26 protein-coding genes are annotated in these 24476 nt (G+C 57.8%); 12 read left to right on the top strand and 14 right to left on the bottom strand.

The window, feature by feature from the left end; genetic code table 11:
• The first annotated feature begins 335 nt into the window (after positions 1 to 335).
• The 3 genes from PSH97_RS22205 to grxD all read left to right on the top strand — a co-directional run bounded on the left by PSH97_RS22205 (position 336) and on the right by grxD (position 3296).
• Entirely contained in the window at positions 336 to 614 is a 279-nt protein-coding gene (locus tag PSH97_RS22205) for a hypothetical protein (protein ID WP_305446720.1), read from the top strand.
• Positions 615 to 748: 134 nt separating this feature from the next.
• Positions 749 to 2857, top strand: a complete 2109-nt coding sequence (locus PSH97_RS22200; protein ID WP_305446719.1) for a molybdopterin oxidoreductase family protein — start codon at positions 749 to 751, stop codon at positions 2855 to 2857.
• 97 nt (positions 2858 to 2954) lie between these two features.
• A complete protein-coding gene (grxD, locus tag PSH97_RS22195) occupies positions 2955 to 3296 on the top strand; it encodes a Grx4 family monothiol glutaredoxin (protein WP_305425437.1) in 342 nt (113 codons plus the stop codon).
• Positions 3297 to 3474: 178 nt separating this feature from the next.
• Here grxD and bfr read toward each other — a convergent pair whose 3' ends face one another.
• Together bfr and PSH97_RS22185 are read right to left on the bottom strand one after the other, a co-directional pair.
• On the bottom strand, positions 3475 to 3948 hold the full coding sequence (gene bfr, locus PSH97_RS22190; protein WP_019581554.1) for a bacterioferritin: 474 nt from the start codon (positions 3946 to 3948) through the stop codon (positions 3475 to 3477).
• A 201-nt stretch (positions 3949 to 4149) separates the two neighbouring features.
• On the bottom strand, positions 4150 to 4368 hold the full coding sequence (locus tag PSH97_RS22185; protein ID WP_237884919.1) for a bacterioferritin-associated ferredoxin: 219 nt from the start codon (positions 4366 to 4368) through the stop codon (positions 4150 to 4152).
• Between the two features lie 313 nt (positions 4369 to 4681).
• Here PSH97_RS22185 and PSH97_RS22180 point away from each other — a divergent pair, with 313 nt between their 5' ends.
• A complete protein-coding gene (locus tag PSH97_RS22180) occupies positions 4682 to 5284 on the top strand; it encodes a peroxiredoxin (protein ID WP_007898510.1) in 603 nt (200 codons plus the stop codon).
• Positions 5285 to 5371: 87 nt separating this feature from the next.
• Here PSH97_RS22180 and rnt read toward each other — a convergent pair whose 3' ends face one another.
• A complete protein-coding gene (rnt, locus tag PSH97_RS22175; RefSeq protein ID WP_007898509.1) occupies positions 5372 to 6049 on the bottom strand; it encodes a ribonuclease T in 678 nt (225 codons plus the stop codon).
• A complete protein-coding gene (gene pyrC / locus PSH97_RS22170; protein ID WP_305446718.1) occupies positions 6046 to 7092 on the bottom strand; it encodes a dihydroorotase in 1047 nt (348 codons plus the stop codon). Before pyrC ends, rnt begins: the two co-directional genes overlap by 4 nt.
• A gap of 157 nt (positions 7093 to 7249) precedes the next feature.
• Between pyrC and PSH97_RS22165 the strand changes: the two genes are divergently transcribed.
• Both PSH97_RS22165 and PSH97_RS22160 read left to right on the top strand, forming a co-directional pair.
• Positions 7250 to 8158 carry a flagellar protein MotY gene (locus PSH97_RS22165; protein ID WP_305446717.1) on the top strand — a complete coding sequence of 303 codons (909 nt, stop codon included), beginning with the start codon at positions 7250 to 7252 and terminating at the stop codon, positions 8156 to 8158.
• A gap of 129 nt (positions 8159 to 8287) precedes the next feature.
• Complete coding sequence (locus PSH97_RS22160; RefSeq protein WP_223489117.1) at positions 8288 to 9505, top strand: argininosuccinate synthase; 1218 nt, start codon at positions 8288 to 8290, stop codon at positions 9503 to 9505.
• A gap of 176 nt (positions 9506 to 9681) precedes the next feature.
• Here PSH97_RS22160 and PSH97_RS22155 read toward each other — a convergent pair whose 3' ends face one another.
• Positions 9682 to 10257, bottom strand: a complete 576-nt coding sequence (locus PSH97_RS22155; RefSeq protein ID WP_305446716.1) for a hypothetical protein — start codon at positions 10255 to 10257, stop codon at positions 9682 to 9684.
• A 553-nt stretch (positions 10258 to 10810) separates the two neighbouring features.
• Here PSH97_RS22155 and PSH97_RS22150 point away from each other — a divergent pair.
• Positions 10811 to 11437, top strand: a complete 627-nt coding sequence (locus PSH97_RS22150) for a response regulator transcription factor (RefSeq protein WP_305446715.1) — start codon at positions 10811 to 10813, stop codon at positions 11435 to 11437.
• Positions 11438 to 11528: 91 nt separating this feature from the next.
• Here the strand turns inward: PSH97_RS22150 and PSH97_RS22145 are convergent, their stop codons facing one another.
• The 8 genes from PSH97_RS22145 to metG all read right to left on the bottom strand — a co-directional run bounded on the left by PSH97_RS22145 (position 11529) and on the right by metG (position 18417).
• Positions 11529 to 11708 (bottom strand): PA3496 family putative envelope integrity protein, encoded by a 180-nt coding sequence (locus PSH97_RS22145; RefSeq protein WP_007898493.1) that lies wholly within the window; start codon positions 11706 to 11708, stop codon positions 11529 to 11531.
• A gap of 107 nt (positions 11709 to 11815) precedes the next feature.
• Entirely contained in the window at positions 11816 to 12454 is a 639-nt protein-coding gene (gene nth, locus PSH97_RS22140; RefSeq protein WP_305446714.1) for an endonuclease III, read from the bottom strand.
• 25 nt (positions 12455 to 12479) lie between these two features.
• On the bottom strand, positions 12480 to 13070 hold the full coding sequence (locus PSH97_RS22135) for an Rnf-Nqr domain containing protein (protein WP_305446713.1): 591 nt from the start codon (positions 13068 to 13070) through the stop codon (positions 12480 to 12482).
• Positions 13063 to 13674: an RnfABCDGE type electron transport complex subunit G gene (locus PSH97_RS22130; RefSeq protein ID WP_305446712.1), complete on the bottom strand. Its 612-nt coding sequence runs from the start codon at positions 13672 to 13674 to the stop codon at positions 13063 to 13065. Before PSH97_RS22130 ends, PSH97_RS22135 begins: the two co-directional genes overlap by 8 nt.
• Positions 13671 to 14663: an RnfABCDGE type electron transport complex subunit D gene (locus tag PSH97_RS22125; protein ID WP_305446711.1), complete on the bottom strand. Its 993-nt coding sequence runs from the start codon at positions 14661 to 14663 to the stop codon at positions 13671 to 13673. Before PSH97_RS22125 ends, PSH97_RS22130 begins: the two co-directional genes overlap by 4 nt.
• Positions 14650 to 15657: an electron transport complex subunit RsxB gene (gene rsxB / locus PSH97_RS22120; RefSeq protein WP_305446710.1), complete on the bottom strand. Its 1008-nt coding sequence runs from the start codon at positions 15655 to 15657 to the stop codon at positions 14650 to 14652. The genes PSH97_RS22125 and rsxB overlap by 14 nt, the downstream gene beginning before the upstream one ends.
• Positions 15654 to 16223 (bottom strand): Rnf-Nqr domain containing protein, encoded by a 570-nt coding sequence (locus tag PSH97_RS22115; RefSeq protein ID WP_305446709.1) that lies wholly within the window; start codon positions 16221 to 16223, stop codon positions 15654 to 15656. Before PSH97_RS22115 ends, rsxB begins: the two co-directional genes overlap by 4 nt.
• Before the next feature lie 142 nt (positions 16224 to 16365).
• Positions 16366 to 18417 carry a methionine--tRNA ligase gene (gene metG / locus PSH97_RS22110; protein ID WP_305446708.1) on the bottom strand — a complete coding sequence of 684 codons (2052 nt, stop codon included), beginning with the start codon at positions 18415 to 18417 and terminating at the stop codon, positions 16366 to 16368.
• A 331-nt stretch (positions 18418 to 18748) separates the two neighbouring features.
• Here metG and apbC point away from each other — a divergent pair, with 331 nt between their 5' ends.
• Positions 18749 to 19843: an iron-sulfur cluster carrier protein ApbC gene (gene apbC / locus PSH97_RS22105; protein ID WP_008069516.1), complete on the top strand. Its 1095-nt coding sequence runs from the start codon at positions 18749 to 18751 to the stop codon at positions 19841 to 19843.
• Positions 19844 to 19953: 110 nt separating this feature from the next.
• Here the strand turns inward: apbC and PSH97_RS22100 are convergent, their stop codons facing one another.
• Positions 19954 to 20712: an SDR family oxidoreductase gene (locus tag PSH97_RS22100; RefSeq protein WP_305446707.1), complete on the bottom strand. Its 759-nt coding sequence runs from the start codon at positions 20710 to 20712 to the stop codon at positions 19954 to 19956.
• 144 nt (positions 20713 to 20856) lie between these two features.
• Here PSH97_RS22100 and PSH97_RS22095 point away from each other — a divergent pair, with 144 nt between their 5' ends.
• The 4 genes from PSH97_RS22095 (at position 20857) to groL (ending at position 24365) form a co-directional block, all read left to right on the top strand.
• Positions 20857 to 21588 carry a HugZ family pyridoxamine 5'-phosphate oxidase gene (locus PSH97_RS22095; protein ID WP_305446706.1) on the top strand — a complete coding sequence of 244 codons (732 nt, stop codon included), beginning with the start codon at positions 20857 to 20859 and terminating at the stop codon, positions 21586 to 21588.
• 66 nt (positions 21589 to 21654) lie between these two features.
• Positions 21655 to 22131 (top strand): FxsA family protein, encoded by a 477-nt coding sequence (locus PSH97_RS22090; protein ID WP_038981886.1) that lies wholly within the window; start codon positions 21655 to 21657, stop codon positions 22129 to 22131.
• Positions 22132 to 22378: 247 nt separating this feature from the next.
• Positions 22379 to 22672: a co-chaperone GroES gene (locus tag PSH97_RS22085; RefSeq protein WP_007898444.1), complete on the top strand. Its 294-nt coding sequence runs from the start codon at positions 22379 to 22381 to the stop codon at positions 22670 to 22672.
• Between the two features lie 49 nt (positions 22673 to 22721).
• Positions 22722 to 24365, top strand: a complete 1644-nt coding sequence (groL, locus tag PSH97_RS22080) for a chaperonin GroEL (protein ID WP_305446705.1) — start codon at positions 22722 to 22724, stop codon at positions 24363 to 24365.
• Positions 24366 to 24476 lie beyond the last annotated feature (111 nt).

The following is a 24476-nucleotide window of genomic DNA, read 5'->3' as shown; positions in this document are numbered from 1 at the left end:
AAAAACGGGCGAGACCTGCGGCGTAAGCCGCACGGGGCGACGAAATAGGGGGAGGCGCGATATTGACATTAAATGTCGCGTTTTTCCAATAGGCTACGGTGTTTAGGGGATTTCAGAGGGGCTACGGGGTGACCGCAGTAGCGCTTTTGAAGCCTGTTTCCTGACAGCAGCTAACCATTTGTACACCGGGCTTGCCGGGCTTGGCAATCAAACAGGGCGCGGGCGACACGCTGACGGTCGGTTTTCGATATGTCATTCGAGCGTTTGGCGGGCAATGTGTCTTGCTCGGAATATTTGCTATAACTAGGACACGAGCGACGCGGGAAGCCCTTGGAATGGAATCGAAAGAACAACTGTTGATGGAACTACTTGGCCTTACGGCCCGCACTCTGACTCACCTCACTGCTTCCATGACCTCGATGTCTTTCGAGTTGTTGCGCAGTGAAGACGAAGTCACGAACGCGGCTGGCCGGCGCATGATCGACCGCATGGCTACCATCAGCACCGGGCTCGACGAGCATTGGCGACTGATTGGCGAGCTCACCGGCGTGCATATTGCCCACGAGCAGATCGAAACCATCGAGGAGATCCAGTTGCAGGCGCCGCCGAGCTGATTGGCTGCTGCCATCGGCTGGCCTGATGGTCGCCGATTCACAAGACGAACGTCGCTGGCAAAGGGGCGGATCGCGCGCCATAGTTTTGTTCCCGCGGCCGACATTGCCCGCCCAGAACAAAATAGAGACTGGCCATGACCAAGACTCTCCATCACCGTGCGTGCCACCTGTGTGAAGCCATCTGTGGTCTGACCATCGAAACCACTGAGGTCGAAGGCAGCGGCGTACAGATCACCTCGATCAAGGGTGATCCGCAGGACACCTTCAGCCGCGGGCATATCTGCCCCAAGGCAGTTGCGCTGCAAGACATTCAGAATGATCCGGATCGCCTGCGTCAGCCGATGCTGCGAGTGGGCAGCGAATGGCAGCCTATCGAGTGGGAAGATGCTTTCAGCCTTGTGGCCGAACGCCTGGCGGCGATTCAGGAGCGTCACGGGCAGAACGCGGTGGCGGTCTATCAGGGTAATCCCAGCGTGCACAACTACGGGTTGATGACCCACAGCAATTACTTCCTTGGCCTGCTGAAAACCCGCAACCGGTTTTCCGCGACGTCGGTCGATCAGTTGCCCCATCACCTCACCAGTCACTTGATGTACGGCCACGGCTTGCTGTTGCCGATCCCGGACATCGATCACACCGATTTCATGCTGATCCTGGGCGGCAATCCACTGGCCTCCAACGGCAGCATCATGACCGTGCCGGATGTAGAGAAGCGCCTCAAGGCGATTCAGGCCCGGGGCGGCAAAGTGGTGGTGGTCGATCCGCGTCGCAGCGAAACGGCGGCGATTGCCGATCAGCACCTGTTCGTGCGCCCCGGTGGCGATGCGGCGCTGTTGTTCGGGTTGCTCAATACCTTGTTTGCTGAAAGCCTGACCCGCGACAGTCATTTGCCGGTCGATGGCCTGGATGAGGTGCGTGAGGCGATCGCAGGTTTCACCGCCGACGCCATGAGCCCGCTGTGCGCGGTGCCCGCCGAGCAGATCCGTCAACTGGCACGGGACTTCGCGGCAGCACCGACAGCGGTCTGCTACGGCCGCATGGGCGTTTCGACCCAGGCTTTCGGCACCCTGTGCCATTGGCTGGTGCAACTGATCAATCTGGTTACGGGCAACCTCGACCGGGTGGGCGGTGCGTTGTGCACCGAGCCTGCGGTGGATTTGGTGGCGTCGACCTCGGGTGGACATTTCAACCGGTGGCAGAGCCGGGTGTCCGGGCGTCCGGAATACGCTGGAGAACTGCCGGTATCGGCGCTGGCCGAAGAGATGCTCACCGAAGGGGAAGGGCAGGTCCGCGCGCTGATCACCGTGGCGGGTAATCCGGTACTGTCCACGCCCAATGGCCGACAACTGGAGCAGGCGCTGGACGGATTGGAGTTCATGGTCAGTGTCGACCTCTACATCAATGAAACCACGCGTTATGCCGACCTGATCCTGCCGTCGACTTCGGCGCTGGAAAACGATCATTACGACACCACGTTCAACATGTTCGCGGTGCGCAACGTCACCCGCTTCAACCGGGCGATCCTCGCCAAGCCCGAAGGCGCGCTGCATGACTGGGAAATTTTCGTGGGGCTGGCCAAAGCCTTTGCGGCCAAGACCGGCAAAGAGCTGAAACCGACCATTGCGCCAGCGCAGATGATCGACCGAGGGCTGCGGATGGGCCTGTATGGTGACGCTTCAGAGCACAAGCTGTCGCTGGCGACCTTGTTCGATCATCCTCACGGTATCGATCTCGGGGCGCTCAAACCCAACCTGGCGCCACGCCTGAAGACCGTCAATCAGCGAGTCCAGGCAGCGCCTGTCGAGATTCTCGCCGACCTGGCGCGCTTTGAGGCACTACAAGCACCGGCCGCCGATGAGCTGCTGATGATCGGCCGTCGCCATGTGCGCAGCAACAACTCATGGATGCACAACTATCACCGTCTGGTGAAGGGCAAACCGCGTCATCAACTGCTGATGAACCCGGACGACCTGGCCAGCCGCGGGCTCAGCGATGGGCAGCGGGTGCGCGTCAGTTCGCGGGTCGGCGTGATCGAGGTTGAAGTGGTCGCCAGCCCGGATATGATGAAAGGTGTGGTCAGCCTTCCTCACGGTTGGGGTCATGCGCGACCGGGTGTGCAGATGACGATTGCCAGCGGTCAACCCGGCTCCAGCGCCAATGACCTGACTGACGAATGTCAGCTCGATGAGTTATCGGGCAATGCGGCGTTGAACGGCGTACCGGTGACCGTGGCGGCGGCGTGAACATGTCTGTCGGGGAGGCCGAGCATGGCGCTCGGGTTTCCGTTACAATGCGCCACCGTGCCGACCACTGAGTCGGAAAGTTCAGCCGAGGTGCTCCATGGATATCATCGAAACGATTAAAGAGCAGATTGCCAACAACACCATTCTGCTTTACATGAAAGGCTCGCCGAATGCCCCACAGTGTGGGTTCTCCGCGAAAGCCGCTCAGGCTGTAATGGCCTGTGGCGAAAAGTTTGCCTATGTGGACATCCTGCAGAACCCGGAAATCCGCGCCAACCTGCCTAAGTACGCCAACTGGCCAACCTTCCCGCAACTGTGGGTCGGCGGTGAGCTGGTCGGCGGTAGCGATATCATGACTGAAATGTCTGCTGACGGTTCGTTGCAGGCACTGATCAAAGACGCAGCCGCAAAAGCCGCAGCGAACAAGACCGAAGCCTGATTTCGGTATCTGTTGTAGGAGCGAGGCTTGCCCGCGAAGGCGTCATCACTGGCGCTAAAAGCTTCGCGGGCAAGTCGGATCGCCGCCCGCTCGCTCCTACAAGAGCAGTCATAAAAAAGCCCCGCCTCTTTAAAAGAGAGCGGGGCTTTTTATTGCATCGCAATTAACGGTGCAGAATTTACTCTTCTCCCATCTGCGATTGCAGATAGTTCTCAAGACCGACTTTATCGATCAGGCCCAGTTGGGTTTCCAGCCAGTCGATATGTTCTTCTTCGGATTCAAGAATGTCTTCGAGCAGTTCACGGCTACCGAAGTCGCCGACGGTTTCGCAATGAGCGATAGCGACTTTCAGGTCGGCATGGCCGTCGCGTTCGATCTTCAAGTCGCACTCAAGCATTTCCTTGGTGTGTTCGCCGATGTGCAGCTTGCCCAGGTCCTGGACGTTCGGCAGGCCTTCAAGGAACAGGATGCGTTTGATCAGCTTGTCAGCATGCTTCATCTCGTCGATGGATTCGTGGTACTCGTGCTTGCCGAGCTTGTTCAGGCCCCAATCTTCATACATGCGCGCATGCAGGAAGTACTGATTGATTGCGACCAGCTCATTGCCAAGGATTTTGTTGAGATGCTGGATGACTGTAACGTCGCCTTTCATGGTCGGAGTCCTGCCCTGTATTAGCTGTATATAAAGCAGAGTTTGAGCCGCGTAATTAATAGTGTCAAACCTAAGTTATTGAAACTTAAATGAAAATTAATCGGAATAAGAATGTTTGTGTTCCGCGTCTAGGCCCTAAGCGATTGATTTTCAGACATAAAAAAACCGGACATCAAGTCCGGTTCTTCGAAATACGGGTAGTTATGCGGCGGTAAATTCTGCGGGGTAGGGAATCGCCGCCTGGGCTGATTGCAGCTTGCCCAGTGTTTCGCGCACCACTTCCTTGGCCAGGCAAGCGCATTTGCCGCATTGGCTCGCTACGCCGGTAGCCTGACGGACTTCCTTGTAGCTGCAGCAACCTTCATAGATTGCATCGCGGATTTGACCGTCGGTGACGCCAGTGCAGAGGCAGACATACATAAGTGAGAACCGTCGCTGGTTGTGACTCAATTGCGATGGATCTTAATGTTAACGAGAATGATTGTCAAAGTGGTTTCTGAAAGCTTTTCGTCATAAAGGCGTGTGACTGACGAACGGCCTTCACAGCTGCCATGAAAAAAAATATAGCAGCGGCCTTTTTACCTTCAAGAAAAAACCGTTGAGGACAGGCGAAAAACGCGGTGTATGATGGTCGGCCTTTTGCGAAGGAGGTTCGTGTCACAGGGCTGTCGCCTGAGGGTGACAGGCTGGCATGAACCCTGTTCTTCAACGTTATTACACCAGGAGATATCCAATGAGCGTACTCGTAGGCAAACAAGCCCCTGACTTCACCGTACCGGCCGTACTCGGCAATGGCGAAATCGTAGACAGCTTCACCCTGTCTTCGGCCATCAAAGGCAAATACGGCCTGGTGTTCTTCTACCCACTGGACTTCACCTTCGTTTGCCCGTCCGAGCTGATCGCTCTGGACAACCGCATGTCTGACTTCAAGGCACGCAACGTGGAAGTGGTAGCCGTTTCGATCGACTCGCACTTCACCCACAACGCCTGGCGCAACACCCCGGTCAACAATGGTGGCATCGGCGAAGTTCGCTACACCATGGCGGCCGACCTAAAGCACGAAATCGCCAAGGCCTACGACGTTGAGTCCGAAGGCGGCGTGGCTTTCCGTGGCGCGTTCCTGATCGACGACAAAGGCGTTGTCCGCTCGCAGATCATCAACGACCTGCCGCTGGGCCGTAACATCGAAGAGCTGATCCGTCTGGTTGACGCTCTGCAATTCCACGAAGAGCACGGCGAAGTTTGCCCTGCCAACTGGAAAAAAGGCGACAAAGGCATGACCGCTTCCACCGAAGGTGTTGCGGCTTACCTGACCGAGAACGCTGCTGCGCTGTAAGGCACGTTCGAGGCATAAAAAAACCGGCTGATGAGGCCGGTTTTTTTATGGGCGGGATAAACCCATGTTGTTCACTTTGTGGCTGGATCAGTCGTTGTAATCTTCCCAGCCGCCCATTTGTTTCCAGCGGTTGACGATGCCGCAGAACAGGTCAGCCGTCTTCTCGGTGTCGTAGCGGGCCGAGTGGGCCTCGCGACCGTCGAAGTCGATATCCGCTGCCTGGCAGGCCTTGGCCAATACGGTTTGACCGTAGGCCAGGCCGGCGAGGGTCGCCGTGTCGAAGCTGGAAAACGGGTGAAACGGGTTGCGTTTCATGTCCAGGCGCGCGACAGCGGCGTTGAGGAAGCCCAGGTCGAAGCTGCTGTTGTGCCCGACCAGAATCGCCCGTTTGCAACCGTTGGCCTTCAGAGCCTTGCGCACACCGCGGAAGATATCGGTCAGGGCCGCTTCTTCACTCACGGCCATGCGCAATGGGTGATCAAGCTTGATCCCGGTGAACTCCAGGGCTGCCGCTTCGATGTTCGCGCCTTCGAAAGGCTCGACCCGGAAGAAATAGGTGTGCTCAGGGTACACAAAGCCTTTTTCATCCATGCCGATCACGGTGGCGGCGATTTCCAGCAGGGCATCGGTGGCCGAGTTGAAGCCACCGGTTTCTACGTCGACAACGACCGGCAGGTAACCACGGAACCTGGCTGCCATTGGATGGCGGGAACCGCCTCCGCCGCCATTACCGTCCTGTTCGTCGTCGAAATGGTCTTCACTCACGCGTGTTCCTCCAGCAGGCGCCAGCGCAGTTTTTCACCGGCGCGCAGCGGGATTACGGTCAGCTCGCCAAACGGCAGGCTGGTTGGGGCGGTCCACTCATCGCGGACCAGGGTGATGCGATCGGTGTTCACCGGCAGGCCGTAGAAACGCGGGCCGTTGAGGCTGGCGAAGGCTTCGAGCTTGTCCAGCGCGTTGCGCTGTTCAAAGGCTTCGGCATACATCTCGATCGCGGCATAAGCGGTGTAGCAACCGGCACAGCCGCAAGCTGCTTCCTTGGCGTGCTGGGCATGGGGTGCCGAGTCGGTGCCGAGGAAGAATTTGTCGCTGCCGCTGGTGGCGGCGTCGAGCAGGGCTTCCTGATGGGTATTGCGCTTGAGGATCGGCAGGCAGTAGAAGTGCGGCCGAATCCCGCCCACCAGCATGTGGTTGCGGTTGTACAGCAGGTGGTGCGCGGTGATGGTTGCACCGACATTGGCCGAAGCCTCATTGACGAACTGCACGGCGTCGGAGGTGGTGATGTGTTCGAACACCACTTTGAGGGTCGGGAAACGCTCGACCACTCGACGCATGTGTTCATCGATGAAGATTTTTTCGCGATCGAAAACGTCGACATCGCCACGGGTGACCTCACCATGAACCAACAAGGGCATCCCGACTTCGGCCATGGCCTCGAGTGCGGGGAAAATCTTGTCGATGCTGGTGACGCCAGAATCCGAGTTGGTGGTCGCGCCGGCCGGGTACAGCTTGGCGGCGTGAACGAAACCGCTGGCCTTGGCCTCACGAATTTCTTCGGGCTGGGTGCGGTCGGTCAGGTACAGCACCATCAGCGGTTCGAAACGGCTGCCGGCCGGACGCGCGGCGAGAATCCGCTGGCGATAGCCATTGGCTTCAGCCGCGTTGCGCACTGGCGGTACCAGGTTGGGCATGATGATGGCGCGACCAAAGGTGCGCGCGACATCCGCGACGGTATTGGGCAACACAGCACCATCACGAAGATGAATATGCCAGTCGTCGGGACGCAGCAGGGTCAGGCGGTCGGACATGAGGGGATTCCAGGCGGGTCAAACTCAGGGGAATGCTACCGGAAAAGACTCTTCCAGGCACTCGCTATCAAGTTTTGCGGCAAGCTTCCGATATCCAACAGGTATGCCGTAAATATGTGTGTCGGTCTTTTTGTTGCAGAAACCAGTGGAGCCTCCCGTGCGCCAGCGTTATCTAGCCTTGCTCAGTGTGTTTGCCAGCCTTCCTGCGATGGCGCTCACTTTCCAGACCCGTCTGGAGAGCATCGAGTGGACGGTCGAAGGCGACAAGTTCGAATGCCGCCTGACTCAACCCATCACCGATTTCGGCTCGGGTGAGTTCGTGCGTCGTGCCGGCGAGCAGGCGACATTTCGCTTGAAGGCTTACAACTCGATGATCGGTGGCGGTTCCGCGACCTTGCTGGCAGCCGCGGCGCCATGGCAGCCGGGGCGTGGCGACATCAACCTGGGCTCGGTGCGAATCGGCAGTGGCAACGTGCTGTTCAACAGCTCGCAAGTTCAGGCCGGGCGCCTGATCAGCGGGTTAATGGACGGTCGCAGCCCGGTCGTTCGACACTCCTCGGGCGACGGTAGGGTATCGGAGGTCCGTCTGCTGCCGGTCAAATTCAGCAAGGCCTACAGTGACTATCAGGGTTGCGTGGCCAAGTTGCTGCCGCAGAATTTTGAACAGGTGAAGCAATCCGAAGTCGGCTTTCCGGGGGAGGGCATTGACCTCGATGCCCAAGCCAAGGCCCATTTGCAGGTTATGCTGGAATTCATGAAAGCCGACCCGACGGTCAACCACATCGAGCTCGACGGCCACTCCGACAATAGCGGCAACCGCCTGACCAACCGCGAACTGTCACGACGCAGGGCGCTGGCCGTAATGGACTTCTTCAAGGCCAATGGTGTCCAGGAATCGCAGATCACCCTGCGTTTTCACGGTGAGCGCTATCCTCTGGCGCCGAACAACAATGCCGCTAATCGGGCGAAGAACCGTCGGGTTGCTGTACGCCTTGAGCGGGTAGCGCCGACCGAGCAACCGACGCCTCAAGCCACTGCTTCCGCGGGCAGCGCGAAGGCCTCCTGAACCTGCTGAAGTCGTCGCTCGCTCGACATAATCTGTCGCTTCGTCGTCATAAGCTGTCGCGCCTCTGTAAATTATCCTGCATGAGCGGTAGACTTGACGGCTTTCCGTAGAACCCCGTGGAGTGATGGCATGGCGGACGTAAACAAGGTCGTTCTGGCGTATTCCGGCGGCCTGGACACTTCGGTGATCCTCAAGTGGCTGCAGGATACTTATAACTGTGAAGTAGTGACCTTCACCGCTGACCTGGGTCAGGGCGAAGAGGTCGAACCGGCCCGCGCCAAGGCTCAGGCCATGGGCGTAAAAGAAATCTACATCGACGATCTGCGCGAAGAATTCGTGCGCGATTTCGTGTTCCCGATGTTCCGCGCCAACACCGTTTACGAAGGCGAGTACCTGCTGGGTACTTCCATCGCTCGTCCGTTGATCGCCAAGCGCCTGATCGAAATCGCCAACGAAACCGGCGCAGACGCCATTTCCCACGGCGCGACCGGCAAAGGCAACGACCAGGTTCGTTTCGAACTGGGCGCCTACGCCTTGAAGCCAGGCGTGAAAGTGATCGCTCCTTGGCGCGAATGGGATCTGCTCTCCCGTGAAAAGCTGATGGATTACGCCGAGAAGCACGCGATCCCGATCGAGCGTCACGGCAAGAAAAAATCCCCGTATTCGATGGATGCCAACCTGCTGCACATTTCCTATGAAGGCGGCGTGCTGGAAGACACCTGGACCGAGCACGAAGAAGACATGTGGCGCTGGACCGTCTCCCCGGAGAAGGCTCCTGACAAAGCGCAATACCTGGAACTGACCTACCGCAACGGCGATATCGTCGCACTGGACGGCGTCGAAATGACCCCGGCCACCGTGCTGGCGACCTTGAACCGTATCGGTGGCGAACACGGTATCGGTCGTCTGGACATCGTTGAAAACCGCTACGTCGGCATGAAGTCCCGCGGCTGCTACGAGACCCCGGGCGGCACCATCATGCTGCGCGCTCACCGTGCGATCGAATCGATCACCCTGGACCGCGAAGTGGCTCACCTCAAAGACGAGCTGATGCCTAAATACGCCAGCCTGATCTACACCGGTTACTGGTGGAGCCCTGAGCGTCTGATGCTGCAACAGATGATCGACGCTTCCCAGGCCCATGTGAACGGCGTAGTGCGCCTGAAGCTGTACAAGGGCAACGTGATCGTCACTGGCCGCAAGTCCGACGAGTCGTTGTTCGACGCCAACATCGCGACCTTCGAGGAAGATGGCGGCGCCTACAACCAGGCCGATGCGGCGGGCTTCATCAAGCTCAACGCCTTGCGCATGCGCATCGCGGCGAACAAAGGCCGGAAGCTTTTCTGAGACCTTTGAGTCGGTAATGGATTTGTGGCCTTGTCCATGACAAGGCCACAAATTTGAAAAGGGGGATGATGCATATTGCGTTTCGCTTTCTTCTTGTTTTTGCTGACCGTTCCTTCTGCTTTCTGTCCTTGATCTTGCTTCAAGGGCTGCCTTTCTGATGTGCGACAGTTCAATACCTAGCCCATAATCGTCACTCCCTGTGAACTCAAGTTGTAAGAAATACAGAACGTTGCGCTGTTGCGTTTCTTTATTTGTTTGCAATGTTTGAGCGTGTTTTCCTTCAGTAATTTATCCGAATTGGCACACGTGAGAAATATGATCACTTGTGCAGGATTATCCGGAGGGTGCTGAATACTCTCCATCAGGGCGCTGAACGCCATTTTTTTGTGTATCCACCGTGCATCAACAATGTGCAGATCCTTTAGGGGGGCAGGCAGTTGCACATGGTGAGGGACCGGGCTTTCATGCGTTACCCTGGTGTTTCCCGAGTCATCAGCGTTGTCCATAATTTTTATGAAATGTTCTTCCTTCTCGAAATCGGAGGGCGCGTAAAGCGATCGATAGTTGAAATTGAGTGTGACGAAAAAAAGAAAAAGTAAATAGAAGGGAAAACTAATCAGAAACCAGACATAGAGCGCTCTCTCCTCATAATCAAGAAAGGGGAGAGATACAGCGGCCGAAGTTTCAGATAATGCTGCGAAAATGGCGATGATAGTCATTGGGTTGGTGATTCTTTTTTTGAGTTTTTTCATGTTTTCTGCTCATGAAGTATTGTGTTTTCTCGATTGGTTTATGGGCTGGTAATAACTAATGTATTGGGTTTTTACTGTTGGGTTGAACTCTGTTTTTTCTTGCTCTGATAATGGAAGTTAGTATAGGGGTTGTATGTTTGGATGTCGCTGATTGTTTGTTTAGGTTTGTGGGGCTGTGTTGTGGGTGAACTGTTACGGTGTGTGTGCTTTTCCTGTTCGTTTGAGTAAAGGTGCGATAAGTGATGGAGAATATTCGTTGCTTTTAAGGGTAGCTCAATAGTCGATGTATGTTGAATTGTGGGTGTGAAACTCTGTTTTATGTGTTTTTTTGCGTCGTAAAGCGATACAAAGAAATGTCAGAACGCTGAACAATATTGGGCTAGTGAAATCACTGGCGCTTCGTGTGGTAATGATTTTTTGTAGGAATAATCCGTTTTGTTTGTAGGCTATGTCTCTCGCTACGAGTGGCCGGGGGGTGCGGCATGCCATGGATGAAACGACTAGGCTATTGTGCGGGCTCTAAAAATTCGAACAGCGAAAATTGGACTTGCCCATGAATAAAGTGCTGATCGTGGATGATCACCCCGTCATTCGTCTTGCGGTACGTATGCTAATGGAACGTCATGGCTACGAAGTCATTGCAGAGACAGATAATGGTGTGGACGCATTACAACTTGCCCGTGATCTTATGCCGGATATTGTCATTCTGGATATTGGAATACCGAAACTGGATGGGTTGGAAGTCATCGCGCGTCTGACATCAACGGCGATGCCTATAAAAGTACTGATCTTGACCTCCCAGGCGCCAGGGCACTTTTCCATGCGCTGTATGCAATCGGGCGCCGCCGGATATGTCTGCAAACAACAGGACCTCACTGAGTTGCTCAGTGCAATAAAAGCCGTGCTATCAGGTTACAGCTACTTTCCCAATCAGGCTCTGCATACTGTGCGTTCCAGTCTTGGGAACGCCAGTGAATCTGATATGGTGGATCGTTTGTCCGGGCGCGAGATGATGGTCCTGCAACAGTTGGCCCGAGGAAAGACAAACAAGGAGATCGCCGATGGAATGTTCCTCAGCAATAAAACCGTCAGTACTTACAAGACCCGTCTTCTATTAAAGCTCAATGCTCGCTCACTGGTCGACCTGATCGAATTGGCCCAACGCAATGGCCTGGTATGAAGCTACCAGCGCTTGTCGAGGCGAGATAAACGGGCGTTTATCAGGGGACGGCACTTAGTAAAAAGCCTCCGTTTCGGGAGGCTTTTAAGTGTTACAAGTCAAAATCGTAATCGGCCAATTGCTTCTGCAGTCGGCGCTCCTCCAGCAGATTGTCGATGGTGCGGCGTTTGCTCAGGTTGGTCTTTGCCACTTCCACTACCGGCTCAGCGTCATCGGCCTCAACGGGAGTGAAGTCGTCTTCTACGTCCAATTGCTCTTTGCCAGTACTCATAAGGTTAACTCCAGGCTAAGGCTGCCTTTGGCGCTCCTTATATCGACAATTTCCCGGCGGGTAAAAAAGATTTTTTCAATCGATTCATCAAAAAAACTAATAGAGCCTCAATCGTCCGAAGTCTTTTGCTTGTATTCGCACAAGTCCTCGATTCGGCAGCTGCCACAACGCGGCTTGCGGGCCAGGCAAACGTAGCGCCCGTGGAGAATCAGCCAGTGATGGGCGTCGAGCAGATATTCCTTCGGCACGTATTTCATCAGTTTCTGTTCCACCTCCACCACATTCTTGCCCGGAGCAATGCCGGTACGGTTACTGACTCGGAAAATGTGAGTGTCCACGGCCATGGTCAGCTGACGAAAGGCGGTATTGAGCACCACGTTGGCGGTCTTGCGCCCGACGCCCGGCAATGCCTCCAGTGCCTCGCGGGTCTGCGGTACTTCACCGCCATGGCGCTCCATCAGCAAGCGACAGGTTTCGATCACGTTTTTCGCTTTGCTGTTGAACAGGCCGATGGTCTTGATGTACTCCGACAGCCCTTCGACGCCCAAGGCATGGATAGCCGCCGGCGTATTGGCCACCGGGAACAGTTTGGCGGTGGCCTTGTTGACGCCGACATCGGTCGACTGCGCCGAGAGGATCACGGCAATCAGCAATTCGAACGGTGAGGAGTAGGCCAGTTCGGTTTTCGGTTCAGGGTTGTCTTCGTGAAACCTGCGGAAAATTTCAAGACGTTTTGCGGCATTCATGGGCGATGCGTTTCCTCGAAAGCGGTCAAAGTGAGGCCGCAGGGCGGCGGGTCCAGGCCTGATGTGCGGCGATCAGCAATCCCAACAGAATAAACCCGCCAGGGGCCAGAGTGACCAGGTGCAGGCCACCGTCGACGATCAGCGTCCAGCCTTGCCAGTCCGGTTGCGTGGCCCCGGCCATCCAGGACAGATGGCTACCGAGTGTCCCGTTGCCGAGAAGCTCGCGCAGCAGGCCCAGGCCCACCATCAAGGCGCCGAACAGGCCACACAGACGCAGTCGATCACGCCATGTGCTGTGAAAATAACCGTTGTGTTCCAGCACGACGCATTGCAAGGCGATCAATCCTGCGTAGAGGCCCAGATGCTGGTGCCATTGGAGCGACCAGGCTTGCATGGCGAGTTCCACGCAACTGGTCAACGTGGCGGCCAGCAACAGGCAGGCAAGCAAATGTGTTGCCGGAATCAGTCGCGAACGCAAGATGCCCATGCTCACGCCGTAAGCGCTGAGCACCAGGGCCAACATCAGCCACAGGCCCAGGGCCGTTACCAATGAATCAGTGACGCCGATCAAGGGCGTAAGCATCAGCGAGTTCTGCAGGGTTGATGACTTATTCATGGGCGCTGCTCCCGATCAGCGGTTGCCGGTGTTCATCGAAGTAGCGCAGCGCGTCATGGGTGGCATTGATCACTGCTCTTGAGGTGATGGTCGCGCCGGCGATCTGATCGAATTGCCCTTGGTCCTTTTTCAAGGCCCAGCCATTGTCATCGGGGTCGGTTAGAGACTTGCCGGTAAACACCTGCAGCCAGGCATTAGGCCAATCGGCAAGCTTGCCGCCCAACCCAGGGGTTTCCGATTGCTTGAGGGTTTTGACCCCCATTAACTTGCCTTGGGGGTCTATGGCGATCAGCAACTCAATGGAGCCTGTGTAGCCCAGTGTCTGGCTGCGCAGCAACACGGCGCTCGATTGACCAGTCTTGGACGCCAGGTAGCCACCCAACAGTGTGCTGTTGGCCAAGGGAGTGTTTTCGAGGCTGAGCGGGTGTTCCAGTGGCTGGTTGTCGTAGCTGTCGGGCGGTAGCAGATCCAGTAACTGGCGGCTGTCGATCAGGCGTTGTTCGGCGGCAACGCGCGTGGCGCCGGTGTGCTGCACGAGGTAAGTCGCGCCCATCCCCAGGCCTGCCAGCACTACCAGGATCACAGCGTTCGTCGCTCGGTTCATGGGGCAACTGGCTCCTGCCTGGACGCGGCAAACCGTTCCAGCGCCGGTACACAAAGGTTCATCAGCAAAACCGCAAAGGCCACGCCGTCCGGATACCCGCCCCATGTCCGAATCAGATAAGTCAGTAACCCCACGCCTACGCCGAACAGTAATCGGGCGGTGGGGCTTTTCGCGCCGGATATCGGTTCTGTCACGATGAAGAAGGCACCGAGCATGCTCGCGCCGGTGAACAGATGAAACAGTGGCGAGCCATGAGAGTCGGAGCCCGTACCGTTCCAGCACAACAGGCTGATGATGAACAGACTTGCGAGCATGCCGACCGGCGCATGCCAGCTGAATACCCGCCGCTGCAGCAGAAACGCACCGCCTGCCAGAAACGCCAGGTTGACCCATTCCATGCCTCGGCCACCAAAACGGCCGAATGCCGGGTTGCCGGCGAACAGTTCTTCCATGGTCAGGCTTTTGTTGATTCGCAGACTGTCCAGCGCCGAGGCCTGGGCCCACGCATCGGGTGCCTGACCGAAGCTGAAGCCGAACACCTGTTGCAGCCCACCAAACAAATCCATGCCATGGGACGCTGGCCAATGGGTCATTTGCTGGGGAAACATCACCAAGACCAACGCGAAACCGAGCATCGCCGGATTGAACGGATTCTTGCCGACGCCGCCATACAAGTGCTTGCCGAAAAACAGTCCGAACGCCGCAGCACTGACCGTCAGCCACCACGGGCAATAAGGCGGCAAGGCCAGCGCCAACAGCGTCGCGCTGACCAGCGCACTGCCATCGCTCAGCGTCGGTTTTAACGGTTGCTTGCGCAGCTGCAACACCGCCGCCTCAACGGCCAGTGCGGTGATAGCCGCCAGAATCAGGTTGATCAATACGCCCCAGCCGTACAGCCAGAACAACATCAGCATCCCCGGCACGGTGGCCAGCAATACCAGCTTCATGGCCTGCTGAAGGCGTTCATCCACCGATTCAAGGGGTGACATAGGCATCCACCTGACGCTCGGCTTCGTTGAGCGCATGTTGCAACGCTTCGATCTGTTCGGCTGGGGCTTCGCTTGTCTGAGCTTTCTTGAGTTCGGCGCGGCGCATGGCCAGCTGGATCTTCGCCCGTTTCAACTCGGCATCTTTTGCCGGCGCAGGTGCCGCAGAGACCGGCGGTGTGCTGCTCTCCAGTTGCTCCAGTGCCTGTTCGGCGGCTTCGAACTGCTGTTGCAGCACGATCAGTTGCGATTGCTGCTCGAAGGTTGGCGGATGCCCGAAGGCCTTGAGCGATTTGTTCAGCTGCGCCCGACTCATCGCCAGATCGACCTTGGCCTTTTTCAGTGCTGCATCGGCATTGGCGGCCTTCTGTGTGCGGACGCGCTCGAGTGCGGCCTGAACCGGGTCGAGCGTCACTTCGCTGTGCTGCACGGCACGTTGGGCACGGGCCTGGCGTTCGGCGAGTTTCTGTTCCTCTTCGCGATGCAAACGGGCATTGCGCTGTTCGAAACGGCGTCGCGCGTGATTGCGCTTGGCGGCCCGGGCCTGTTGTTCCTCCAGGCTGAACGCCAGCCCACCGACAATCGGCAAGACTGTGGCCAGCGGTAGCGGATGCATCTCGATGCAATCCACCGGGCAGGGCGCCACGCAAAGGTCGCAACCGGTGCATTCGTCGACGATGACCGTGTGCATGAATTTCGCCGCGCCGACAATGGCGTCGACCGGGCAGGCCTGAATGCACTTGGTGCAGCCGATGCATTCGGCTTCGCGGATGTAAGCGATCTGCGCGGGTGCCGAACCGCGACTGACATCCAGTTCCAGCACCGGCACTTTCAGCAGGTCGGCCAAGGCCGCGATGGTTTCGCTGCCGCCCGGTGGGCACTTGTTGATCGGCTCGCCGTTGGCGATGCCTTCGGCGTAGGGTTTGCATCCAGGGTGGCCACACTTGCCGCATTGGGTCTGCGGCAAGAGGGCGTCGATGCTTTGAATCAGACTCATGTTTTAATCAGCCCGCTGAATCCGAGAAAAACCACCGCGATCAATCCGGCGCCGATCAACTCGATCGGCAGGCCGCGAAAGGGCAGGGGGATATCGTTGTCGAGTGTGCGCTGGCGCAAGTCGCTGAACAGACTCAGGACCAGCCAGAAACCCAGCCCGGCGCCAAGGCTCAGGGCTATGGCGTGGAAAATTCCCTTGTCGTTCTGAGCGTTGAGCAACGTCAGCCCAAGCACCCCGGCATTCCCCAGCAGCAGGGGCCAGAGGCCATCGAATGAAAGTTTCGCCAATAACCGTGAAAGCAACTTCAACAGCGGGCCGATCAGCAGAACGCTCAACGGCAGGAACACGAACAGACGCAGCGAGGTCAGCGCCAACGGCACCAGTAGCCAATGGTAGAGCGCATAGCCGAGTATGCCGACGATCAGCATCAGGCACGTTGTCGCGATGCCCAGCGCGTGGACCTGTGGCTGCTCGCTGGCCAGCACCGGATCGACGCCCAGCGGCCAGTGCAACACGAGATTGTTGATCAGGGCGGCGCTGATAAGCGTAAGAAGCAGTTCGGTCATGATCGTGCCGGCAAGGACAGGGCTTTCTCAAGGGCTCTCTAAAAGAGATTAGGCATTATCCGGCAAGGAAGGAGGGGGGGCCAGACATGAAAATCCCACAGTCGCGCCGGGCACGACTGTGGGATCGGTTTACCGCAGGGTTTTACTTGATGCGCTGACCCGGCTTGGCGCCGCTGTCAGGGCTCAGCAGGTAGATTTCTTCACCGCCAGGGCCGGCTGCCATCACCATGCCTTCGGAGATGCCGAATTTCATTTTGCGAGGCTTGAGGTTGGCGATCATCATGGTCAGGCGACCATTGAGCTTGGACGGGTCCGGGTAGGCGCTCTTGATGCCGGAGAACACGTTGCGTTGCTCGTCACCGATGTCCAGGGTCAGGCGCAGCAGTTTGTCGGCACCTTCCACGGCTTCGGCTTTGACGATCAGCGCCACGCGCAGGTCTACAGCGGCAAAGGCGTCGAACTCGATTTCTGGCGACAGCGGATCCTTGGCCAGTTCACCGTTGCCGGCCGGTGCAGCTTCGCCGGTGTCGGTTGCGCTGGCGGTCAGGTCTTCTTTCGAGGCGTCGGTCATGGCTTGCACTTTTACCGGGTCGATGCGGGTCATCAACGGTTTGAACTCGTTCAGCTGATGGTTGCTGAGCAAGGTGGCGTGGTCGTTCCAGGTCAGCGGGGCGACATTCAGGAATGCCTCGGCATCTGCGGCCAGCAACGGCAGCACCGGTTTGAGGAAGATCACCAGTTGACGGAACAGGTTGATGCCCAAGGCGCAAATGGCCTGGACTTCATCCTGCTTGCCTTCCTGTTTGTTCAGCGACCACGGCGCCTTGTCGGCGATCCAGGCGTTGGCGCGGTCGGCCAGGCCCATGATTTCGCGCATGGCACGTGCGAAGTCGCGAGCCTCGTAGGCATCGGCAATGCTCGGTGCTGCGGCCAGGAAGGCGTCAGTCAGTTCCGGCGCGGCGTTGCCGGCTACCAGTACACCGGCGTTGCCTTTATGGATGAAACCGGCGCAACGGCTGGCGATGTTGACGACTTTGCCGACCAGGTCGGAGTTGACCTTCTGCACGAAGTCTTCGAGGTTCAGGTCCAGGTCGTCGACGCCACGGCTCAGCTTGGCGGCGTAGTAGTAGCGCAGGTATTCCGGCGACAGGTGATCCAGGTAAGTCCGCGCCTTGACGAACGTTCCGCGGGACTTGGACATCTTCTGGCCGTTGACGGTCAGGTAGCCGTGTACATTGATGCCGGTCGGTTTGCGGAACCCGGCGCCTTCGAGCATGGCGGGCCAGAACAGGGCGTGGAAGTTGACGATGTCCTTGCCGATGAAATGGTACAGCTCGGCGGTGGAATCTTTGCCCCAGAACGCGTCGAAATCAAGTGTAGGCGTGCGGTCGCAGAGGTTTTTGAAGCTGGCCATGTAGCCGATTGGCGCATCCAGCCACACGTAGAAATACTTGCCCGGCTCGTCGGGAATCTCGAAGCCGAAGTACGGCGCATCGCGGGAGATGTCCCACTGTTGCAGGCCGGCATCCAGCCATTCGGAGATCTTGTTGGCGACGGCTTCTTGCAACGTACCGCTGCGGGTCCAGGCTTGCAGCATTTCCTGGAAGTCCGGCAATTTGAAGAAGAAGTGCTGGGAATCCTTGAGCACCGGGGTGGCGCCGGAAATTGCCGACTTCGGATCTTTGAGGTCGGTCGGCGCGTAGGTCGCACCGCATTTTTCGCAGTTGTCGCCGTACTGGTCTTCGGTGCCGCACTTCGGGCAGGTGCCCTTGATGAAGCGGTCGGCCAGGAACATTTTCTTTTCCGGGTCGAAGTACTGAGTGATCGAGCGCGTGGCGATGTGCCCGGCGTCGCGCAGCTTCAGGTAAATCTGGCTCGACAGCTCACGGTTTTCTTCGGAGTGAGTGGAGTGGAAGTTGTCGAAGTCCACCAGGAACTCGGCAAAGTCGGCGCTGTGTTCAGCCTGGACGTTGGCGATCAGTTGTTCCGGGGTGATGCCTTCCTTTTCCGCGCGCAGCATGATGGCCGAACCGTGGGCGTCGTCGGCGCAGACATAAATGCATTGATTACCGCGATGCTTCTGGAAGCGCACCCACATATCGGTCTGGATGTATTCCAGCATATGGCCGAGGTGGATCGAACCATTGGCATAGGGCAGGGCGCTGGTGACGAGGATCTTGCGTGGCTCGGACATGGGGCTCGGCTACTTGATGAAACGGAGGTCGGCCACTATAAAGCGCTGGCGCATATTTTTCACCCCCACGGCCTGCCTCCACGGACCTTTGTAGCAGCTGGCGAAGCCTGCGTTCGGCGGCGAAGCCGTCGCCTATCCTGCCACCTCGATCTACCTGAAACACCGCATTGTCTGGTTTTACGACGGCTTCGCCGCCGAACGCAGGCTTCGCCAGCTGCTACAGGGCGCGTCTGGTCATGGGATATTTGTCATATTCTGAAAGCATGCCGTCCAGGCGACAGAACGGTTAGGATACCTCCCTGATTTTCCAGTCTTGCTATCGGAGTTGCCCATGAGCGCCGTCAATCGCGCAGCGGTGGAAGCCGTCCTTCGCCAATACACCGACCCTTACCTGAACCAGGACCCGGTCAGCGCCGGGTGCGTGCGTAGCATCGATATCCAGGGTGATCGCGTCAGCGTCCAGCTGGAGCTGGGTTACGCCGCCGGTCTGTTCAAGAGCGGTTGGGCGCAGTTGCTGCAACTGGCCATCGAAGGCCTGGACGGCGTCGTCACCGCGCGCGTCGAGATCACCAGCGTGATCGCCGCGCACAAGGCCCAGGCACAGATCCCGGGTTTGGCCAACGTCAAGAACGTCGTGGCCGTGGCATCCGGCAAGGGTGGCGTGGGCAAGTCCACCACCGCTGCCAACCTCGCGTTGGCCTTGGCCCGTGAAGGCGCCAAGGTCGGGATTCTCGACGCGGATATCTACGGTCCGAGCCAGGGCATCATGTTCGGCATCCCTGAAGGCACCCGACCAAAGGTCAAGGATCAGAAGTGGTTCATTCCGATTGAATCCCATGGCGTCGAAGTGATGTCCATGGCCTTCCTGACCGACGACAACACGCCGATGGTCTGGCGCGGGCCGATGGTCTCCGGCGCCTTGTTGCAACTGGTCACGCAAACGGCCTGGGGCGACCTGGATTATCTGGTCATCGACATGCCGCCAGGCACCGGCGATATCCAGCTGACCCTGGCGCAGAAAGTCCCGGTGGCCGGCGCGGTAATCGTGACCACGCCGCAGGATCTGGCATTGCTGGACGCGCGCAAGGGCGTGGAGATGTTCCGCAAGGTCAACATCCCGGTACTGGGCGTGGTGGAAAACATGGCCGTGCACATCTGCTCCAACTGCGGGCATGCCGAGCATCTGTTCGGTGAAGGTGGCGGTGTGAAGCTGGCCAACCAGTACGGTGTCGAACTGTTGGCTTCATTGCCACTGTCGATGCTGATTCGCGAACAGGCCGATGGCGGCAAGCCAACGGTAATCGCCGAGCCAGACAGCCAGATTGCGATGGTTTACCAGGAACTGGCTCGCCATGTGGGGGCGCGGATTGTGCTGCAGGAAGCCGCGACGCCGGCGATGCCGAACATCACCGTCAGCGACGATTGATCCGCTGAAAAGAGATCGCAGCCTCGCTTCGCTCGACAGCTCCTACAGGTGTAAGCCAATCCATGTAGGAGCTGTCGAGCGAAGCGAGGCTGCGATCTTTTGATCTTGCCTTAGATGCGCAACCCGCCATCCAATTCCAGAATCCGACCGGTGTAGTAGTCGTTCTCGAAGATGTACGCTGCCGACTGAGCGATCTCTTCAGGTTTACCCATGCGCTTGAGCGGAATCCCGGACGTCATTTTCTCCAGCGCTTCGGGCTTCATGCTCAGGGTCATCTCGGTTTCGATAAAGCCCGGCGCAATGCCCGCCACGCGAATGCCGTAACGTGCCAGTTCCTTGGCCCAGGTCACAGTCGCCGCAGCGACACCGGCCTTGGCCGCGGAGTAGTTGGTCTGGCCAACGTTGCCGGCGCGCGAAATCGACGAGATATTGATGATCGCGCCGCTGTTGTTCAGCTCGACCATTTTCGCCGCGACTTCACGGGTGCACAGGAACACACCGGTCAGATTGACGTCGATGACCGCCTGCCATTGGGCCAGGCTCATCTTGGTCATTTCGCCGTCCTTGAGCTTCAGCAGCAGGCCGTCGCGCAGAATGCCGGCGTTGTTGATCAGCCCATGGATCGCGCCGAAATCGTCGGCCACCTGAGCGGCCATATGGGTCACCTGTTCTTCATCGGCGACGTTGCACAGGTAGGCCCGAGCCTCGACACCCTTGGCTTTGCAAGCCGCGACGGCGGCGTCGAGTTTTTCCTGGTTCAGGTCCACAAGGGCCAGCTTCGCGCCACGACCTGCAAGATACTCGGCCATGGACCGGCCTAAACCCTGGCAACCGCCGGTGATAATGATTACTTTGTCAGTGAGTTGCATTCGCATAGCCCCGTTAGCTGGTCAGAGTGGATTTCTTGTAGGGTGCGCGGGCCCGCCGCACATGAGAACTGCCTGATGGCGTCCTGGGAACTTTAGCCCAGTTGTCCGTCTGTTTTCGACGGATTCTACATAAGGAGTCATAAATTGAGCATTAAAGTTGCTAAGAACGCCCGAGAATTGCTTCTCAAGGAATACCGTGGAGTGCTGTCGACCCACTCCAAAGCGATGCCCGGTTTTCCGTTTGGCTCCGTGGTTCCCTATTGCCTGGATGAGCAGGGCCGGCCGCTGATCCTTATCAGCCGCATCGCTCAGCACACTCACAACCTGCAGAAAGATCCAAAATGCTCGCTGCTGGTGGGTGAGCGTGAAGCCGAAGACGTACAAGCCGTTGGTCGCCTGACTTACCTCGCTGAGGCAGAAAAGCTTCAAGACCCCACTGCCATCGAGGCGGCAGCCGAGCGTTACTACCGCTATTTCCCCGATTCGCAGAACTATCACAAAGCCCACGATTTCGATTTCTGGGTACTCAACGAGGTACGTCACCGCTACATCGGCGGTTTCGGTGCGATCCACTGGATCGATCAGTTGACCCTCGCCAACCCGTTCGCCGGCAAGGCCGAAGTGAGCATGGTCGAGCACATGAATGCTGATCACGCTAAAGCCATCGCTCACTACGTCGAGCTGGCGGGGCTGCCGAAAACCGCTCCGGCGCAATTGGCCGGTATCGACACCGAAGGCATGCACTTGCGCATCGGTCAGGGGCTCTACTGGCTGCCGTTTCAAACGCCCTGTAATACGCCGACACAAGTCCGGGAAGCCTTGGTTTTCCTGGCTCACGCCGAGCATTGGCCGAAAAATGAAGTGGCCGACGCTTGAATTCACGAAACGGCGACGTCATCTAAGGAAAACTGGCAAGGCATTCTTGCGTTGAGGAACCATTTGATGCGCCCTTTTTTATTGCTCTTTGTACTGTTCCCGGTGTTGGAGCTGTTCGTATTCGTCAAGGTCAGTGGGGCGATCGGGTTTTTCCCGGCCCTGCTGCTGATCATTCTCGGCTCGATGCTCGGCGTGTTCGTGCTGCGTATCGCCGGTCTGGCTACTGCGCTACGCGCCCGTGAAAGTCTGAACCGCGGCGAGCTGCCGGCCCAGACCATGCTCGAAGGCCTGATGCTGGCCCTGGCGGGCGGTCTGTTGATCCTGCCGGGCTTCGTCACCGACGTGCTGGGTCTGATCATGTTGCTGCCGATCTCTCGTCGACTGCTGGCCAACAAAATGCGTCTGCGCGCCGAGGAACAAGCGATGCGTCAGCGTGCGTTCGCCGATGACCTTCAGCCACGGGGCGGTCCTGCTCCGCAGCAGCCATTGGGCCGTGAGCCCAATGTGATCGAAGGCGAGTTCGAGCACCGCGACTCCAAGTAACACTTCCATCGACACGGCACCTTCGGGTGCCGTGTTGGTTTTCAGGGCATTGACGTAAAAATTTTTCGCTCCCCGCCCTTGAAATAAGCTTGTGCGCCCTTATGTAACGGTCACCGCAAGGTTTCTGGCAATTGCGCCAGACAGACTTCCGCGGTTCGCTCGACGAACCGCACCCGGCGCCGCCGGATTTGTTAAACCCGCCGGGACTACACCGGCCGATGAAAACCACAATTAGGAGAGATCGACAATGAAGCTTCGTCCTCTGCATGACCGCGTCGTCGTCCGTCGCAGCGAAGAAGAAAAGAAAACCGCTGGCGGTATCGTCCTGCCAGGTTCGGCTGCTGAAAAGCCAAACCAGGGTGAAGTCCTCGCTGTAGGCCCAGGTAAAGCACTGGACAACGGTGAAGTGCGTGCGCTGGCCGTGAAAGTGGGTGACAAGGTTGTGTTCGGCCCTTACTCCGGCAGCAACACTGTGAAAGTTGACGGCGAAGACCTGCTGGTCATCGGCGAGAGCGAAATCCTCGCTGTCATCGAAGGCTGATTCCCCGCTCATTTTCCCGTTACTACAAAGTATTTAAGGAATATCGATCATGGCTGCTAAAGAAGTTAAATTCGGCGATTCCGCCCGCAAGAAAATGCTCGCCGGTGTCAACGTCCTGGCTGACGCAGTAAAAGCGACCCTGGGCCCTAAAGGCCGTAACGTGATCATCGAGAAGAGCTTCGGCGCTCCGACCATCACCAAGGACGGCGTTTCCGTCGCCAAAGAAATCGAGCTGAAAGATCGCTTCGAAAACATGGGCGCGCAGCTGGTCAAAGACGTTGCCTCCCGTGCCAACGATGACGCAGGCGACGGTACCACCACCGCTACTGTTCTGGCTCAATCGATCGTCAACGAAGGCCTGAAAGCCGTCGCTGCCGGCATGAACCCGATGGACCTGAAGCGCGGTATCGACAAAGCGACCATCGCGATCGTCAAAGAGCTGAAAGCCCTGTCCAAGCCTTGCGCTGACACCAAGGCCATCGCTCAGGTCGGCACCATCTCGGCCAACTCCGACAGCTCCATCGGCGACATCATTGCCGAAGCCATGGAAAAAGTCGGCAAAGAAGGCGTGATCACTGTTGAAGAAGGCTCGGGCCTGGAAAACGAACTGTCGGTTGTTGAAGGCATGCAGTTCGACCGTGGCTACCTGTCCCCGTACTTCGTCAACAAGCCAGAGACCATGACTGCCGAACTCGACGGTCCGCTGATCCTGCTGGTCGACAAAAAGATCTCCAACATCCGCGAAATGTTGCCAGTCCTGGAAGCCGTTGCCAAAGCCGGCCGTCCACTGCTGATCGTGGCCGAAGACGTTGAAGGCGAAGCCCTGGCGACTCTGGTTGTGAACAACATGCGTGGCATCGTCAAAGTCGCAGCCGTCAAGGCTCCAGGCTTCGGCGACCGTCGCAAGGCCATGCTGCAGGACATCGCCGTTCTGACTGGCGGTACCGTTATCTCCGAAGAGATCGGCCTGAGCCTGGAAAGCACTACCCTGGAACACCTGGGTAATGCCAAGCGCGTGATCCTGTCCAAAGAAAACACCACCGTGATCGACGGCGCCGGCGTTGAAGCTGATATCCAGGCTCGCGTACTGCAAATCCGTCAGCAAGTGGCTGACACTTCGTCCGACTACGACCGTGAAAAACTGCAAGAGCGTCTGGCCAAGCTGTCCGGCGGCGTTGCAGTGATCAAGGTTGGCGCTGGTTCCGAAGTAGAAATGAAAGAGAAGAAAGCCCGCGTTGAAGACGCCCTGCACGCTACCCGTGCAGCCGTTGAAGAAGGCGTGGTACCTGGCGGCGGCGTGGCACTGGTTCGCGCTCTGCAGGCTATCTCCGAGCTCAAAGGCGACAACGATGACCAGAACGTTGGCATCCAGTTGCTGCGTCGCGCTGTTGAAGCGCCACTGCGCCAGATCGTTGCCAACTCCGGCGACGAGCCAAGCGTAGTTGTCGACAAGGTCAAGCAGGGTTCGGGTAACTACGGTTACAACGCTGCGACCGGCGAATACGGCGACATGATCGAAATGGGTATCCTGGACCCGGCTAAAGTGACTCGTTCGGCTCTGCAAGCGGCTTCGTCGATTGCCAGCCTGATGATCACCACCGAAGCCATGATCGCCGAGATCAAGGAAGACGCACCAGCTGGCGGCGGCATGCCAGACATGGGCGGTATGGGTGGCATGGGCGGCATGATGTAAGCCAGCCTTACCCCGTACATAAAAACCCCGTCTGCGCTAAGCAGGCGGGGTTTTTTATTGCCTTCAATTTGGTCCGCCGGGAGACCGAGTCGCGGCCATCGCGGGCAAGCC

It is taken from the genome of Pseudomonas cucumis, from assembly GCF_030687935.1.
In the GTDB taxonomy this organism is placed as follows: Bacteria; Pseudomonadota; Gammaproteobacteria; order Pseudomonadales; family Pseudomonadaceae; genus Aquipseudomonas; species Aquipseudomonas cucumis.
This window is presented reverse-complemented; position numbering and strand designations above follow the sequence as displayed.